General features: G+C 38.8%; 17 protein-coding genes. 10 read left to right on the top strand and 7 right to left on the bottom strand.

What is annotated here, in order from left to right:
- Positions 1–2: 2 nt before the first annotated feature.
- Complete coding sequence (locus EA365_09260) at positions 3–1,991, bottom strand: DUF4101 domain-containing protein (GenBank protein ID TVQ44842.1); 1,989 nt, start codon at positions 1,989–1,991, stop codon at positions 3–5.
- Between the two features lie 94 nt (positions 1,992–2,085).
- Between EA365_09260 and pdhA the strand changes: the two genes are divergently transcribed.
- Positions 2,086–3,117: a pyruvate dehydrogenase (acetyl-transferring) E1 component subunit alpha gene (gene pdhA / locus EA365_09255; protein ID TVQ44863.1), complete on the top strand. Its 1,032-nt coding sequence runs from the start codon at positions 2,086–2,088 to the stop codon at positions 3,115–3,117.
- A gap of 49 nt (positions 3,118–3,166) precedes the next feature.
- Here the strand turns inward: pdhA and EA365_09250 are convergent, their stop codons facing one another.
- Entirely contained in the window at positions 3,167–3,601 is a 435-nt protein-coding gene (locus EA365_09250; protein TVQ44841.1) for an NUDIX domain-containing protein, read from the bottom strand.
- Positions 3,602–3,629: 28 nt separating this feature from the next.
- On the opposite strand from EA365_09250, the gene folD reads away from it, so the two are divergent.
- Positions 3,630–4,520, top strand: a complete 891-nt coding sequence (folD, locus tag EA365_09245) for a bifunctional methylenetetrahydrofolate dehydrogenase/methenyltetrahydrofolate cyclohydrolase FolD (GenBank protein TVQ44840.1) — start codon at positions 3,630–3,632, stop codon at positions 4,518–4,520.
- Here the strand turns inward: folD and EA365_09240 are convergent.
- Both EA365_09240 and EA365_09235 read right to left on the bottom strand, forming a co-directional pair.
- Entirely contained in the window at positions 4,512–6,110 is a 1,599-nt protein-coding gene (locus tag EA365_09240) for a radical SAM protein (GenBank protein TVQ44839.1), read from the bottom strand. The two genes, folD and EA365_09240, sit on opposite strands and share 9 nt — an antisense overlap.
- Positions 6,107–6,496 carry a transcriptional repressor gene (locus EA365_09235; protein TVQ44838.1) on the bottom strand — a complete coding sequence of 130 codons (390 nt, stop codon included), beginning with the start codon at positions 6,494–6,496 and terminating at the stop codon, positions 6,107–6,109. The genes EA365_09240 and EA365_09235 overlap by 4 nt, the downstream gene beginning before the upstream one ends.
- 273 nt (positions 6,497–6,769) lie before the next feature.
- Here EA365_09235 and psbB point away from each other — a divergent pair, with 273 nt between their 5' ends.
- Entirely contained in the window at positions 6,770–8,296 is a 1,527-nt protein-coding gene (gene psbB / locus EA365_09230) for a photosystem II chlorophyll-binding protein CP47 (GenBank protein TVQ44837.1), read from the top strand.
- A gap of 50 nt (positions 8,297–8,346) precedes the next feature.
- On the top strand, positions 8,347–9,141 hold the full coding sequence (locus tag EA365_09225) for a 2-phosphosulfolactate phosphatase family protein (protein TVQ44836.1): 795 nt from the start codon (positions 8,347–8,349) through the stop codon (positions 9,139–9,141).
- A 60-nt stretch (positions 9,142–9,201) separates the two neighbouring features.
- Here EA365_09225 and EA365_09220 read toward each other — a convergent pair whose 3' ends face one another.
- Positions 9,202–9,948, bottom strand: a complete 747-nt coding sequence (locus EA365_09220) for a DUF561 domain-containing protein (GenBank protein TVQ44835.1) — start codon at positions 9,946–9,948, stop codon at positions 9,202–9,204.
- A 26-nt stretch (positions 9,949–9,974) separates the two neighbouring features.
- On the bottom strand, positions 9,975–10,667 hold the full coding sequence (locus EA365_09215; GenBank protein TVQ44834.1) for an alpha/beta fold hydrolase: 693 nt from the start codon (positions 10,665–10,667) through the stop codon (positions 9,975–9,977).
- On the opposite strand from EA365_09215, the gene EA365_09210 reads away from it, so the two are divergent.
- From EA365_09210 to ribA, 6 genes are all read left to right on the top strand, one after another.
- The gene (locus EA365_09210) at positions 10,661–11,380 is read left to right on the top strand and encodes a precorrin-2 C(20)-methyltransferase (GenBank protein ID TVQ44833.1); all 720 of its coding nucleotides are present in this window, start codon (positions 10,661–10,663) and stop codon (positions 11,378–11,380) included. The two genes, EA365_09215 and EA365_09210, sit on opposite strands and share 7 nt — an antisense overlap.
- Before the next feature lie 186 nt (positions 11,381–11,566).
- Positions 11,567–12,517, top strand: a complete 951-nt coding sequence (locus tag EA365_09205) for an undecaprenyl-diphosphate phosphatase (GenBank protein ID TVQ44832.1) — start codon at positions 11,567–11,569, stop codon at positions 12,515–12,517.
- 35 nt (positions 12,518–12,552) lie between these two features.
- On the top strand, positions 12,553–12,792 hold the full coding sequence (locus EA365_09200; protein TVQ44831.1) for a DUF4160 domain-containing protein: 240 nt from the start codon (positions 12,553–12,555) through the stop codon (positions 12,790–12,792).
- Complete coding sequence (locus EA365_09195) at positions 12,752–13,009, top strand: DUF2442 domain-containing protein (protein TVQ44830.1); 258 nt, start codon at positions 12,752–12,754, stop codon at positions 13,007–13,009. Before EA365_09200 ends, EA365_09195 begins: the two co-directional genes overlap by 41 nt.
- A gap of 20 nt (positions 13,010–13,029) precedes the next feature.
- Positions 13,030–14,382: a TIGR03279 family radical SAM protein gene (locus EA365_09190; GenBank protein TVQ44829.1), complete on the top strand. Its 1,353-nt coding sequence runs from the start codon at positions 13,030–13,032 to the stop codon at positions 14,380–14,382.
- An 83-nt stretch (positions 14,383–14,465) separates the two neighbouring features.
- A complete protein-coding gene (gene ribA / locus EA365_09185; protein TVQ44828.1) occupies positions 14,466–16,136 on the top strand; it encodes a bifunctional 3,4-dihydroxy-2-butanone-4-phosphate synthase RibB/GTP cyclohydrolase II RibA in 1,671 nt (556 codons plus the stop codon).
- On the opposite strand, the gene EA365_09180 is transcribed toward ribA, so the two are convergent.
- Positions 16,101–16,736: a RibD family protein gene (locus EA365_09180; GenBank protein TVQ44862.1), complete on the bottom strand. Its 636-nt coding sequence runs from the start codon at positions 16,734–16,736 to the stop codon at positions 16,101–16,103. The genes ribA and EA365_09180 overlap by 36 nt on opposite strands.
- Positions 16,737–16,742 lie beyond the last annotated feature (6 nt).

Genomic DNA, 16,742 nt, shown 5'->3' with positions numbered 1-16,742 from the left:
TCTTACTGGGAAGAGCGAAGATCTTGGATATTGCTAATCAACCATCGTTGATCAACTTTATTCAAATCATAACGTACTCTTAAGGTTGAATCATAGGATTTATCGGCAAGAAAACGCTCATTTTGATAGTATTTACCAACTTCTCTGACTTGGGCTATTATTATCGCTTTTTCTGGGTTATTTTCATCCATAATTACCGATTCAATCTCAAAATCATGCTCATATTCTCGGTAGCTATTTTGACTCTTAACTAGATTAGCTATTTCTACTCTTTTACTTAGTAAAGGATCAACTAAAATCTCATTGAGAGCATTAATTTCATGATTAATCCCAAAAGCTCTCGATTTTGCTTCTAACCATTTAGCTACTATTATACTAGCTTGATCATTATTTAATATTTCAGGTAAGATATTTTCAGTAACAACAGGAGTTGGTATCTCAATTTGATTGGTTTCGGGTATAACTATCATAGGTTGATTTAAACTTAATATTAATTGTGAATCTGGTGTAGTTGTTTTTTTCCACAGACTAGCAATTATTGTTAAAAATCCTATCCCTAATAGACTAGCTAAAACTATTTTCCAGAGATTACTATTCTGCAAAATTTGGCTCTGCTTGTTTGTTTGTCTAGCATTAGTTTCTCTAACTGCTTCTTCCATAGTTAAATTGGCAGTCGTTTTAGACTCTTTAACTGGTGGTTGCAGAGTTTGTAGAGAACTAGCATTAAATAATTGTTCACTAACAGGAGTTATTATGGGTGTTTCCTTAATTATTTCTGGTTGTTGGTTTAATTCTTGGGGTAAACTATTTAAATAATTTTGCACATCTAAATCATTAAAATAGTCTTCTAGAGAAGTAGAGCAATCGGTTAAGTCTCGAAAATGGGGAAAAACTTCTGACTGTAACCATCTTTCACTATATAGACATAATCCTGGGAGTAAATCAGGAGAATTTGCTGATTGTTGTTTAATAAAATCAAGAGTTGCTGATTCTTGACTTTTGTCTAGAGACTGTAAAGCTGCTTCTGTTTGTCCTAATAATAAATTACATACTCCTTCTTCTAGATAAATGTCTTGATGTTTGAGCAAGGGTTTTAATAAAGTTTTAGCTCTAAAAATTAACTCAGGTTGTTTGTGTGCAAAACCCCTAGCTAACAGAGCATAAAATGCTAAATAGGTGGCTACAGGAGAAGGACGTTTAGCTTCTCGTTCAAAAATAGTTTGTTGTTCAGTTACGGTTAAATAGCTTTGAATTTGTTGAATAAATCGCAAAAAATCATCAAGACTTAAACCAGAATAATCATTAGTTTTTCCCTCTATACCTTGACGTTTATCCAGCATTTCTTGGAGTAAATTTAAGCCAGTTTGACGCTCTTTAGTATGTTTAAGATTTAAAGACAATAATTCAATAATGCGATAGGGACGAAGTTTACAAAGGTCTTGTTGAATTTCCTGTTGTATTTTTAAACAGATTTGTTGCTCTGCTAAAATTTTTTGTCCTGCTAAGAGAAAAGATGCTGCTTTTTCGTATTTACCCTGTTGCCATCTTTCTCTACCTAATTCTAGATTAGCTAAAGCTACACTTAAGAGAATATCTTGATTTTCTTGGGGAGTTAAATTAGAATCTTGATAATTTTGGCTAAGTTTTACTACTAATTCGTATTCCCCAAATTCTTGTAAAATAACTAAAGCACCTGCTAATTGTGTAGGAGCAATAGTAATTTCAGGAGTTGAAGAAGAGAGGAATTTTGTATCATAATTTTGTCTTTGTTGTGGTTCAGATAAAATTTGATAAGATTCTCTGATCAATTGTTGACGAGCTGTAATCGCTTTATGACTATACTCAGCGCGAGGTAATTGTACAGAGCGATCGTGATAAGCTTGGGCTATTTGTTCGGTGGTTGCTTGAACAGGTACGCCTAAAACGCGATAATAATCTAGAGGGATATTAATTGGGTGCTTCTCTAAGGCAAAATCTTCTAACGAAAGCATATTGACCACTTTTAAGTTCCTTTGCACATAATCTTCAATTATGATGTTATCTCATATCTCTAACAAGCAAAACAATTAATTAATCATAATGACAATCATCTCAGAACGAACTATACCCCCCTTTGACCCTAATTCAGTAACCATTACTCGCGAAGAAGCGATGATCTTATATAAAGATATGGTGCTTGGTCGTGTTTTTGAAGATAAATGCGCGGAAATGTATTATCGGGGCAAAATGTTTGGGTTCGTGCATTTGTATAATGGACAAGAAGCCGTATCTACAGGAGTAATTAAAGCCTTACGGCAGGATCATGATTATGTATGTAGTACTTATCGTGACCACGTACACGCTCTCAGCGCAGGTGTACCACCAAGACAAGTAATGGCGGAATTATTCGGGAAAGAAACGGGATGTAGTAAAGGTCGTGGCGGTTCAATGCACATGTTCTCAGCAGAACACCACCTGCTAGGAGGTTATGCGTTTGTAGCTGAAGGAATACCAGTAGCCACAGGTGCGGCTTTTCAAAGTAAATACCGTAGAGAAGTATTAGGAGATCCAGAAGGGGATCAAGTGAGTGTTTGTTTCTTTGGGGATGGTGCGAGTAATAATGGTCAATTCTTTGAGTGTTTAAATATGGCAGCACTTTGGAAATTACCAATGATTTACGTAGTAGAAAACAATAAATGGGCGATTGGGATGGCTCACGATCGCGCTACCTCTCAACCAGAAATCTATAAAAAAGCCAGTGTCTTTGACATGGTAGGTGTAGAAGTAGATGGTATGGACGTATTAGCAGTGCATACAGTAGCTCAAGAAGCGGTAGCTAGAGCACGCGCGGGAGAAGGTCCAACTTTAATTGAAGCCTTAACCTATCGTTTTCGTGGTCATTCTCTAGCTGATCCCGATGAATTGCGATCGCCTGATGAAAAAGAATTCTGGGCTCAAAAAGACCCTATTACCAGATTTACTAACTATCTCCTAGAGCAAAATTTAAGCACAACTGAAGAGTTAAAAGCTATAGACGACGAAATTAAAGCTCAAATCGAAGACGCGGTTAAATTTGCTCAAGAAAGTCCCGAACCCAATCCCCAAGAGTTACACCGTTATATTTTCGCTGAAGACTAAAGCTTTTCACTTCTGCTTTAGGGCGCTTTTGATAAGCGCCCCACTAAGCCTAGGTGTCATAAAATGTTAGAAAATCCTGTAAAATCTTTTGATGAGGACTTCCTAAAGGTCGAGTTTGGGCGATTTTCTCCGAATAATAACAACCCTGGTGAATAGCTGCGGGTGAGACTAAAGCTAAATCTTGTCCTTCCTGTTGTATCAACTGATCTAAAGTAACTGTTAAGGGAGCGTGGTAAATATAACTAATTCGCTTAGAATCTACATAACGGCGAAATAAGTTCAACCTGGGAGGTTGATAGGTAATTTCTTCTAATAATTCTCTGTTTAAACCTGCTTCGGGGGATTCCCCTGATTCTAAATGACCACCAAATAAACCCCAATGTCCAGGATAGAGAATAAAAGGATAATCATCTCTCAACTGTAGTAAGAATTTATCTTGTTGATATAAAATTGCCATTGCTACAGCAATAGGTTGAGCGTTCATAGTTATTTTTTTCAGAGGTACAATTATTATGGTGCAAAATGAATCCCTTTGTCAGGCTAAAATCTTAGATGGTAAAGCCTTAGCTCAAAAAATCCAACAACAATTACAAGAGCAAATATCTACTCTAACCCCTACAATAGGACGTCCACCAGGTTTAGCGGTGCTAATGGTAGGAGATAATCCCGCTAGTACTGTTTATGTGCGCAATAAAGAACGCGCTTGTAACAAAGTCGGTATTACTTCTTTTGGTAAGCATTTCCCTGGAGATATTGCTCAAGAGGAATTAGAGTCAGTCATTGATGAATTGAATCAAGATACTAGAGTGGATGGTATCTTAATTCAGTTACCCCTACCCCCTCACTTAGATAGTGTGGCTTTATTGAATAAGATTCACCCTGATAAAGATGTGGATGGACTTCATCCTCTTAATTTAGGACGTTTAGTGCGAGGAGAAGAGGGTTTACGTAGTTGTACTCCTGCTGGGGTAATGGAGTTATTAAAGGAATATCAAATAGAATTAGCCGGAAAAAATGCGATCGTGATTGGACGCAGCATTTTAGTGGGTAAACCCATTGCTTTGATGTTATTAGCAGAAAACGCTACTGTAACTATGGCTCATTCTCGTACCCAAAATTTAGGTGGTTTAATCCGTCAAGCTGATATTATTGTGGCTGCAGTAGGAAAAGCTGAACTAATTACAGCTGATCTGGTTAAAGAGGGAGCAGTTGTTATTGATGTGGGGATTAACCGTGTCACCGATAGTGAGGGTAAATCTCGCTTAGTTGGTGATGTGGCTTTTGCTGGTGTGGCTGATGTCGCATCTGCGATTACTCCTGTTCCTGGTGGTGTTGGTCCGATGACTGTAGCTATGTTATTACAGAATACTTTGACTAGTTATAAGCATAAATACTTAATTTAAAGCTTCTCTGAGATGTTTTGCGAGGGTTTCCCTAGTTAAAGGACCTTTGAGATGATGCCAAGGTAAAATAGTATCTGTGGACCAATCCTGATGGACATAGAAATCTAGGGGGGGTAGTTTACCGCGCAACTCTTTAAAAGCACGCTTGTAACTACCCAGACTGTCTCCATAGGAGCGAGTTAATTTAAGCACCTCCGTAAGACGGCGATCGCCTCGGGAGATTAAAGCTTGAATTACTGACCAATTATAACTCTCAGGACGTAAATCTATACCCTGTTTAGCTAGTTGTTTTTCTAACCAGGGTAGTCTTTTTTTGGCTTCGGGATTGACACCTAACCATTGAAAAGGGGTATGGGCTTTAGGTACAAAAGTACTGCAACCAAAGGTTAGACGTAATCCTCCGGCTACTTTTTTCATCTCTTTAAGCATATTAACGGTAGCTTCTAAATCCGACATATCTTCTTGAGGTATTCCTACCATTCCGTATAATTTTAGTGCTTTTAAACCTCCTGCTTTAGCATTAATCGCAGCTTGAATAATTTCTGCATTATCTAGTTTTTTATTAACAATCTTTCTAATCCTGTCTGAACCACTTTCTACAGCTATAGTTAAAGAACGAGTATCTCTACTAGCTAAAGTACGAGCTAATTTTTCTGTCACAGTATTAGTGCGCACTGAAGCAATACTAACTCTAATATCTGCATACTTAGGCTGAGTCAGATAGTCTAATAAACTTTCAAATTCGGGATGTTGTGTCACCGAAGCACCTAATAATCCTAAACGGTTAGTAACCTGTAAACCTCTTTCAATGGCGGGAATCAAGGAAGATTCTAAACTAGCGGTACGAAAAGGAAGGGTTAGATAACTCGCTAGACAAAAGCGACACATTTCGGGACAACTGCGCACCACTTCCACCATATAGATACTCTCCCAAGCTGCTTTAGGGGTAACCACGGTAGAAGCAGATAAGACATTACTACGATAGGTTTGTTTAGTAATTTGAGGGGGTATATCGGTATCTATTGGTTCAATTGCGGTAATTTCCCCTTCGAGACTTTCATAAGTAACGTTATAGAGACTAGGTACATAGATACCTGGAATTTGCGCTAAATGGCGTAGTTTACTAAGGCGATCGCTATTTCTGACCTTTTGATAAGTGTCGATAAAATTGCTTAATAATTCTTCCCCATCTCCTAGTAAGATTACATCAAAAAAAGCGGCAAAGGGTTCAGGATTAGCGGTTAAAACAGGACCTCCACCAAATACTAAGGGGTGATCATCTTCTCTAGCTTCTGCATCGATAGGAATAGCTAAAGATTCTAAGATATTTAATATATTGACATAATCTAGTTCCCAAGAAAAAGAGAAACCGATTAATTCAGGTTGAGGAGGTAAATACTCTTGCCAATCGGTAAATAAACGACTAACCTGTAAGTCTGAGCGCATGGCTAAACTAGCCCAAATGATTTGATAACCTAGACTAGTAATACCCACGCTATATTCATTGGGAAAAGCGAAAATAACTGGTATAGCCTCTGCTGAGGGAATAGCCCGAGTAAATAATAAATGTTCAGATTCTGTGATACTCACTGTGCTGCTTTTTCCTGACAACTATGACATAAACCAAAAAATTCTAGGGTATGATAATAAACCTTAAAATTTTGGTCATCACACCATTGCTTTAGTTGTTGTGTAACAGGACAACATTCTATAGGGATAGATTCTCCACAATGAACACAGTTGAGATGATGATGATGGGTTTGACCAATCAAACTATAAAAAGCTTCACCATTGGTACTGATTCTCTCTTGGATAATTCCTTCTAGATGTAAGGTTTTAAGCACCCGATAAACTGTAGCTAAACCGATGCGTGATTGTTGTTCTCTTAATTGGGTATATAACTGCTGAGCACTGATTTCCCCTGAAGTTTTATGTAAAATATCTAATACTTGACTTTGGTTTCTCGTTGTTTTCATCGAATTATGAGCTTATTCTTCTTAATTAATTTTAACTTAATACCAGAGGAAGCCACTGTCAGTCTCGCCTTAACCAGTATAGCTCGACATCTCCCCTCAGACAATGTAAAGAAATGTAAAGAAATGAAAAGTTAGATTGCTAAGGTAAAATAGCGGTTATACTTAATTTTAAGCCTTTATATATTAATCAAGATTTAAGTATCAACCAAGAAGGCTTAAAATTGATTAAAGCAACTATCAACAGATTAATTATCAAGAGGAGGAGAGTAGTCGATGGGACTACCTTGGTATCGAGTTCACACAGTTGTCCTGAATGATCCAGGGCGCTTGATTTCCGTACACTTAATGCACACTGCGTTAGTAGCAGGTTGGGCGGGTTCAATGGCTCTCTATGAGTTAGCTATCTTTGATCCTAGCGATCCTGTCTTAAACCCCATGTGGCGTCAGGGAATGTTTGTTTTACCCTTTATGGCGCGTCTAGGAGTAGTTGGCTCTTGGAGAGGTTGGAGTGTAACTGGTGAGACAGGTGTAGATCCTGGTTTCTGGTCCTTTGAAGGTGTAGCCGCGGCACACATTATCCTCTCTGGTTTACTATTCTTAGCTGCTTGTTGGCACTGGGTATATTGGGATTTAGAGTTATTCACCGATCCTCGTACTGGTGAGTCTGCTCTTGATTTACCCAAAATGTTTGGTATTCACTTATTTTTGTCTGGTTTACTTTGCTTCGGTTTTGGAGCATTCCATTTAACTGGGGTATTTGGACCAGGAATGTGGGTATCTGATCCTTATGGTATAACAGGTCATATTCAACCTGTAGCTCCAGAATGGGGACCCGCTGGCTTTAACCCCTTTAATCCTGGTGGTGTGGTAGCTCACCATATCGCTGCCGGGGTGGTAGGTATTATTGCTGGTTTATTCCATTTAACGGTTCGTCCACCAGAAAGACTATACCGCGCTCTGAAAATGGGTAACATCGAAACAGTGTTATCTAGTAGTATCGCTGCGGTGTTCTTTGCTGCTTTCGTAGTAGCTGGGACAATGTGGTATGGTTCTGCGACAACACCTATCGAGCTATTTGGTCCAACTCGTTATCAGTGGGATCAGGGTTACTTCAATCAAGAAATAGAACGTCGTGTAGAAGCTAATCTAGCAGCCGGAGATACTCCCTCAGAAGCTTGGTCAAAAATTCCTGATAAACTCGCTTTCTACGACTATATCGGTAATAGTCCCGCTAAAGGTGGTTTATTCCGTACAGGAGCAATGAATAAAGGTGATGGTATCCCTCAAGCTTGGTTAGGTCACCCTGAGTTCAAAGACGCTGAAGGTCGTGTTTTAAGCGTACGCAGGATGCCTAATTTCTTTGAAACCTTCCCCGTAGTCTTGACTGATGCTGATGGAGTGGTTCGCGCTGCTATTCCTTTCCGTCGCGCTGAATCTCAGTATAGCTTTGAACAAACTGGGGTAACTGTTAGTTTCTACGGCGGTTTATACGATGGACAAACCTTTTCTGATGCTCCTACCGTTAAAAAATACGCCCGTAAGGCTCAGTTAGGCGAGCCTTTTGAGTTTGATCGCGAAACTCTTAACTCTGATGGTGTATTCCGCACAAGCACCAGAGGTTGGTTTACTTTCGGTCACGCAGTGTTTGCTTTACTATTCTTCTTTGGTCATATTTGGCACGGATCACGTACTCTCTATCGCGACGTCTTCGCTGGTGTTGATCCAGATTTAGAAGAACAGGTAGAGTTTGGTCTGTTCCAGAAAGTTGGTGACCTCAGCACTCGTAAGCAAGAAGTATAACCTAACTTTTGACTTAGACTAAAGGTGGGACGTTGGTCCTACCTTTTTTTATGGTTTTAACGTCTAATTGTGAGAAGATAAATTGTTACTTTAAATTATTATTCTTGAGGATAAAAGCGATCGTGAAGCTCTTTGTTTATCACACTCCAGAACTATGTCCTAGTGAAATTGTCCCTGATTGTGCTGTAGCTATCGATGTTTTGCGTGCTACAACGACAATAGCAACTGCTCTTCATGCCGGCGCTGAAGCTGTACAAGCTTTTAGTTCAATCGACACTTTACTGGAGGTGAGCGCAACTTGGCCCTCTCATCTACGCTTGAAAGCAGGAGAAAGGGGTGGAGCAAAAGTACAGGGTTGTGATTTGGGCAATTCTCCTCTAGACTGTACACCAGAGTTGATGCAGGATAAACGCCTATTTATTAGTACCACCAATGGGACTAGAGCTTTAGAAAGGGTTAGAGACGCTAGAGTAGTTATGACCGCAGCTTTGGTTAATCGTCAAGCCGCTGTTGATTATATTTTGGCTAAACAACCCGAAACGATTTGGTTATTAGGATCAGGTTGGGAAGGTGGTTACTCTCTAGAAGATACTGTTTGCGCAGGGGCGATCGCTTATAAGTTACTACCAGAGTATGAGATTGGTAATGATGAGGTGATCGCGGCGATCGCTCTCTATAGGCAATGGCAAGATAATCTGTTAGATTTGTTTAAACAATCTAGTCATGGTCAACGACTACTCAGACTTAACTGTGATGCTGATTTAGCTTATTGTGCTCAAACGGATATACTAAATACTTTACCGATTCAAACTGAACCTGGTGTCTTAAAATCTTTGGCTGTGTAATACTTACTTTAATGTACATACTTAGGGGCAAAAAAAGCACCCTAAGTAAGTTTTGAGAGCTTATTTGTGGTTAATTACCTGAGCAGTAGAGAGAGCTTCTACTAAACTACGGACTACCGCAATCATTTCTATTTCAGTAGATAATTGATTAATCGCTGAACCAACACCGACACCAGAAGCTCCCGCGGCGATCGCCATAGGTACAGTAACTGTAGATAAACCAGAAGCACAGATAACTGGTACAGATACTGCTCTAGAGATACTATAAGCTGCTGCTAAAGTTGGGGTAGCTTTTTCGATTAAACCTAATACCCCGGGATGAGTAGGATTACTGCTGGTACCTCCTTCGGTTTGAATTAAATCAGCCCCATTAGCTACAAGAGATTCTGCTAATTTTACTTGTTCATCTAGGGGTAAAATATGGGGTACTGTTACCGATAGAGGTAAATCTGGAACTAAGTTTTTAGTTGCTTGGGTCAATTCGAGAACTTCTGCTGCACTAAAATAGCGTCCTTGAGCATAAAAACAATCAAAATTACCAATTTCTAACAAATCAGCTCCTGCGATCGCTGCTTGGGCTAATAATTCTGGTTCTACTGCCGATACACAAATAGGTAAACTAGTGATTTGACGGATTTTTTGGACTAATTCTGGATCTGCGGCAATATCAATATAACTAGCGCCACCTCTTTCTGCTGCTTTAGCGATCATCTCTACGCGTTGATGATCAAAATTATTTAAACCGCTAATAACTTTAAGGGCTTTTTTACTAGCAAAAGCTTGACTCAGTTGAGAAGATATCTTCATGTCTTACCGTTTAATTTGACTCAATCCTAGATTATATCATGAGATTTTAGAGGACTAATCCAATCAGGAATAATATTACTAGATCCATACCAGGGTTGACCATGTTCTCCGGGTGCGTGTCTAACACCTTCTAGGGTTAAATTAGTAGCCCCAGGTAGGTGGGCTACTTCAATTGGAGTAATACCATCTCCCCATGTATTTCCTTCTCCACAAGTAATACGATAACTATTATAAGCGAACCAATTTGGCGTACGCTTTTCTCCATAAACAGCTTTACCCGCGACGCAAATATAACGCACTTGATCATAAAAAGCACCGGGATAATTTTCCTCCACAAAGGCTAAATTTTTGCGCGTCCACCTTTCCTGACTATAATGAGGAGTACCTAAAGTAACTAAAGTATGCACAAACTGATGAGCTTTCCAGGTGTGCTTATCATAAATTTTCTCCCCCAAATAAATCCGCGCGATCCATCCACCTGCGGAATGACCAATTAAATTAACTTGCTTAGTGCCATATTCGGTTAGAATAGCTTTAACCGTTTGGTCGATACTCTTGATAATTGGAGTAACAGAACGTCCAATGGTTGGTAACCAGTCTCTCTTGCGAATAGGAACAACCCTAGTGGGTATTCCTAAGGCAATGAGACTTTGTTGTAGAGGGTAATAATCTCTACCTCGGGCTAAGTACCCTGGTAAAATAACGGTAGGTAATGGCATCTTCAGATAATCTTGGTATTTTATATGGTGTTAGTGTTGGTACAGGAGATCCTGAATTAATCACCCTGAAGGGGTTAAAAATTCTGCAAAATTCCCCTGTAGTTGCTTTTCCCGCAGGAGTAGGTAATAAACCTGGAATAGCTGCTCAAATCATCGCTGATTGGTTAAAACCTACACAACGTACTCTCGCACTCAATTTTCCCTATGTACAAGATTTGACTGTTTTGAGTCAAGCTTGGTGTCAAGCTGCAACTCAAGTCTGGGAATGTTTAGCCCAAAATCAAGATGTTGCTTTTGCTTGTGAGGGTGATGTGAGTTTTTACAGTACTTTTACTTATTTAGCACAAAATCTTCAGCAAATGTACCCCCAAGTTAAGGTTGAAGCTATACCTGGTGTAACTTCTCCTTTAGCTGCTGCTGCTGTTTTGGGTATTCCTCTCACTCTACGAGACCAAAAGTTAGCTATTTTACCCGCGCTTTATTCGATGACTGAGTTAGAAAATACTCTACAATGGGCGGATGTGGTGGTTTTAATGAAGGTTAGCTCTGTTTATACTCAAGTTTGGCAAATTTTGGCTAAATATAATCTGTTAAGTCAAGCTATGGTGGTAGAAAGGGCTACTTTCCCTAATCAAATAGTTTATCGTGATTTGCCCAATCTCCCTTATCTGAAACTTTCTTATTTCTCTCTGCTAATTGTTTCTAAGTCTTAACTATTACCTGAAGCCTTGAAAAAGGCTATATATAACTAAAAAGTATTTTTAGTTATATGTTTATTTAGTTATATATAGGATATATTTCCATTATCTAAATATACACTTTTTAAGGAGTTTTGTCAAATCAAGTCAATGAAAAAATAAAATTTTTTTGTATAGTAGGGGGAAAGATGAGGAGTCAGGATGAAGAAACTAAACAAACTTTTCTCTCAAAATCTAACAGGATTTATACTAGGGCTAAGTTTAAGTTTAACACCAAAATTAGCTTTAGCTACAACAACTGAAACAACAAGTCAACCAATTAACTGGTTTCAAGCAGTTATACTAGGGATGATTCAGGGATTTACTGAATTTTTACCGATTAGTAGTACAGCACACTTAAAAGCTATACCAGTAGCGATAGGTTGGGGAGATCCTGGGGTAACTTTTACCGCGATTATTCAGTTAGGGAGTATGGTGGCGGTAATTTGGTATTTTTGGCAGGATCTCAGTCAGATTACTAGAGGGATGTTTGAAGCGATTCGTAGATCAGATTATCAGTCTTTAGACTTTCGCTTAGCGATGGGGATAGGATTAGGAACAATTCCCATCTGTATAGGAGGATTGGGGTTAAAATTGTTCGTTCCCGATTTAGATAATTCCCCTTTAAGGAGTATGAGTGCGATCGCCATAGCTTCGATAGTGATGTCGTTATTACTAGCATTAGCCGAGAAACTAAGTCAACATAAAAGAACTTACGACGAATTAACAGTAAAAGACGGTATTTGGATGGGAATAGCGCAAACATTGGCATTAATTCCTGGGGTATCCCGTTCAGGTTCAACCATTACAGCGGGATTATTTGCGAATCTAGAGAGGTCAACAGCGGCGCGTTTTTCCTTTTTGTTAGGAATACCAGCGATTACCTTAGCAGGTATAGTAGAATTAAAAGAAGTACTAATCCAAGGAGTAGCCCAGAGTGAAATTGTTACTGTAGTCATTGGTGTAATTTCCTCGGGGATATTCTCTTATCTAGCGATCGCCTGGTTAATTAAATATTTACAGACTAAAGATACATGGGTATTTGTCTGGTATCGTCTCATTTTTGGGATAGCTATTTTAATTGGAGTGGTTACTAACTTTATTCCTAATTAGATGAGATAATGTAGTCTATTTAAAATAGATTTTCAATGAGTCCTACTGTTTTTCAAGAAGGTGGATATCGTTTCTTTTTCTTTTCTCGGGAAGAAACGAGAATGCACATCCATGTTAATTATACCGAAGGAGAAGCTAAATTTTGGCTTGAGCCTGAAATCGAGTTAGCCGGTAATTATGGTTTATCTCGAAAACAACTTAAAACCATAGAAGAGATTATTGAGAAACGACAAGATGAAATCAGAAATGCCTGGAAAAAATACTTTAAAAGTTGAAGTAACTCACGTGTCATCTAAGGGGATTTGGATCTTATCAGAAGAAGAGATGTTTCTTTCCTATGAAGATTTTCCTTGGTTTGAAAATGCTACAATTAAACAAATACTTAACATCCAAGAACCATTTCCCAATCATTTCTATTGGCCAGATTTAGACATTGATTTAAGCAAAGAAATTATTCAAAATCCTCAAAGATTTCCTTTAAAACACAAATAGTTTAAACCGAACAAGAAACTATGAGTAAAACTGCTACTCAACCTGCGCGCATTAGCCAAATTATCCCCAACTCAATTGCTGAAGAGATCGGATTTGCTATAGGAGACGCCATAATTAGTATCAATGGAACATCTCCTAGAGATTTAATTGACTATCAATACCTTTGTGCTGATGAATTTCTGACTTTAGAGGTATTAGACAGCCAAGGAAAAACACACATAGTCGAAATAGAAAAAGATTATGACGAAGACTTAGGGCTAGAATTTGAAACAGCCTTATTTGATGGTTTAATCCAATGTAACAATCGTTGTCCATTTTGTTTTATTGATCAACAACCTCCAGGAAAAAGAGATAGTCTTTACTTAAAAGACGATGATTACCGTCTCAGTTTCTTGTATGGAAGTTATCTAACCCTAACCAATCTGACACAAAAAGAATGGCAAAGAATTGAACAGATGCGCTTATCCCCATTATACGTATCCGTACACGCCACAGAGCCAGATATCAGGATTAGATTACTCAAAAATGAGCGCGCGGGTCAAATTTTAGAGCAATTAAACTGGTTTAAAGAAAAACGTTTATCAATTCATGCTCAAGTAGTAGTTTGTCCAGGAATTAACGACGGAAAGCATCTCGAAACAACCCTCTTAGATTTGAGCAGTTTTCATAGTGGCGAAATCCCCGCAGTATTATCAGCAGCGGTAGTACCCGTGGGTTTAACTAGATTTCGTCCCCAAGAGGATGAATTAAACCCTGTAACCAGAAGTAAAGCACAAGAAGTAATCGAGCAAGTAGAAACAATCCAAAAGAAATTTAGTCAAAAATACGGTACACGTTTTGCTTGGTTAGCAGATGAGTGGTATTTAATAGCTCAAAGAGAATTACCAGCAGAATCAACTTATGAAGATTATCCCCAAATTGGTAATGGGGTAGGTTCAATACGTCAGTTTCTCAAAGAATTTCAGATTCAAGCCCAAAAAATATTACCTGCTAGTATAAAGCAGCCAACAAGGTTGACTTGGGTAGTAGGAAACGCTGTAGCCATGGCTTTTCAACCCTTAGTAACCAGATTAAATCAAGTAGAGGGTTTAGAGGTAAACTTAGCACCCTTACAGAGTGATTATTGGGGACAAGAAATGACAGTAACAGGGTTACTCACGGGACATGATTTACTGTTAGGATTAGCAGAAAAAGACTTAGGAGAAGGGATTATTTTACCCTCTTTGATACTGAAGTATGGTTCTGAATACTTTTTAGATGACTTAACAGTGAGTGAAGTTTCCCAACGCTTAAATATACCTATTATAGTGGTTGAGGGTATTGAAGACTTACTCAGGAAAGTTATTAACGTAGGATGGGTTAGCGTAGCGTAACCCGTGACTTCCGTAAGGAAAATTACTAAGTCAAGATTTCTGTTAAAATGAGTAAAAAGTCATAAAAATTTACATAAGTTATCGTGGAAGAACCCCAAGTCCATCAAGCCAAATTTGACAGTATAGATTCAGCTTTAGCAGAATTAAAAGCAGGTCGCCTCATCGTAGTCGTAGATGACGAAAACAGAGAAAACGAAGGCGATTTAATCGGTGCTGCTCAATTTGTCACCCCAGATATGATTAATTTCATGGCGGTAGAAGCTAGAGGATTAATCTGCTTGGCGATGACTGGGGAGCGCCTAGACGCCTTAGAATTGCCATTAATGGTAACAAACAATACAGACACCAATCAAACCGCCTTTACCGTAAGTATTGACGCTTCACCCAGTCTAGGTGTAACCACAGGTATTTCAGCAGAAGATCGCGCTAGAACAATACAAATAGTCTTAAATCCCCAAACTCAACCAGAAGATTTACGACGCCCTGGTCATATCTTCCCCATTCGGGCGCGTGAGGGAGGAGTCTTAAAAAGAGCGGGTCACACAGAAGCAGCGATCGATTTAGCACGTTTAGCGGGGTTATACCCTGCAGGGGTAATCTGTGAAATCCAAAATAATGACGGTTCGATGGCGAGATTACCGCAATTATTTGAGTACGCGCGCAAACATCAACTGAAAATAATTAGTATCGCTGACTTGATTAGTTACCGTTTACAACACGATCGCTTTGTGAAAAGAGAAGCAGTCTGTCAACTACCTAGTCAGTTTGGCACATTTCACCTCTACGCTTATCGTAATCTCTTAGATAATAGTGAACACGTAGCGATCGTCAAAGGAGATATCGAGTCATTCCGTGATCAACCAGTAATGGTGAGAATGCACTCAGAATGTCTGACAGGGGATGCTCTTGGCTCTTTGCGTTGTGACTGTAGAATGCAGTTAAATGCAGCATTAAAAATGATTGAAGCCGCGGGATTTGGTGTAGTAGTGTATCTTAGACAGGAAGGGAGAGGTATCGGCTTAATTAATAAACTAAAAGCCTATTCTCTCCAAGATATGGGTTTAGATACGGTGCAAGCTAACGAAAAATTGGGCTTTCCCGCTGACTTGCGAGACTATGGTATGGGTGCGCAAATGCTCAATGATTTAGGAATCAGTAAAATTCGTTTAATTACCAATAACCCGCGTAAAATCGCGGGCTTAAAAGGTTATGGCTTAGAAATAGTAGAGAGGTTACCTCTATTAATCGAAGCAAATGACTATAACTCGATTTATTTAGCTACCAAAGCCAAGAAACTAGGTCATATGTTGTTACAGACCTATTTAATCACCATTGCGATCGCTTGGCAACAGGAAACAGAATCAATTCAGGAAAATTATGAGAAATTGGCTAAAATTCGCCATCTCGCTGAAACATATCATTTAGTAATACAAGAAGAAGCACGACCAGTAGCGATCGCCCTTTTTAATAATCCTGCTTTAATTTTCCATCTCGGTTTTGATCAAAGTGATTTAGCTACATCTAATTGGTATCAAGATAGGAATCACCCCTATTTACAAGCAATTGCTAGTATTTTAACTGAATTAAGTAATTGGTCTTCTCTGAAGTATTTAGAATTTCTGATTTCTACTGGAGACGATCCCATGACTGGTTTACAGGTTAAACTAGATAGAAGAAACTTTCCTAGTGCTCAATCTTTAGTTAATCTAGCCAAGGAGTTAGAAACACAGATTATTTATACACTTGTAGTGTAAGAACAACTCTTGTCCAACCTGATTAACAGATAATAACTCTAGGAGTTGTGGTGAAGGTAAGCCCAAACCATCTACAGGGGTGGGTGAGTCTTTACCTCCTAACATAATTGGACAAATAGTTAGCCAAAATTCATCAATTAACCCTAAAGCTAATAAAGACGCCACTAACTCTCCTCCTCCCAAGACACCTAGTTTAGTGATTCCCAATTGATGCAATTGAGTTAAGATTGCTAACCATTGAATCTCATCATTAATAATTAAGCGCTCAAAAGCAGTAATTTGCTCATTTTGCCAGATTTCAGCACCAGTAGTGGTAGTGATTAACCAACGAGACACAGGTTGAGTAAAGAAAGGTAACTGAGGGGAAATTTCACCAGAATAGGAAATAACGATATTAATAGGTTGCCATTGAGAGTTAGGGATGGTTATAGTTGTACCATAAGCTCTTAATGTGCCTGCTCCGAATAAAATAGCGTCGAATTGAGTTATAAGCTCTCTTAAGTGCTGTTTATCTGCAAGAGAAGTAAATGTAGCTCTAGTTTTATGGCGATCGCTAATTTTGCCATCAGCAGTCATTGCTAGAATAGCTGTTAACTTCATCATCAT

It is taken from the genome of Gloeocapsa sp. DLM2.Bin57 (assembly GCA_007693955.1).
Lineage (GTDB): Bacteria > Cyanobacteriota > Cyanobacteriia > Cyanobacteriales > Gloeocapsaceae > Gloeocapsa.
This window is presented reverse-complemented; position numbering and strand designations above follow the sequence as displayed.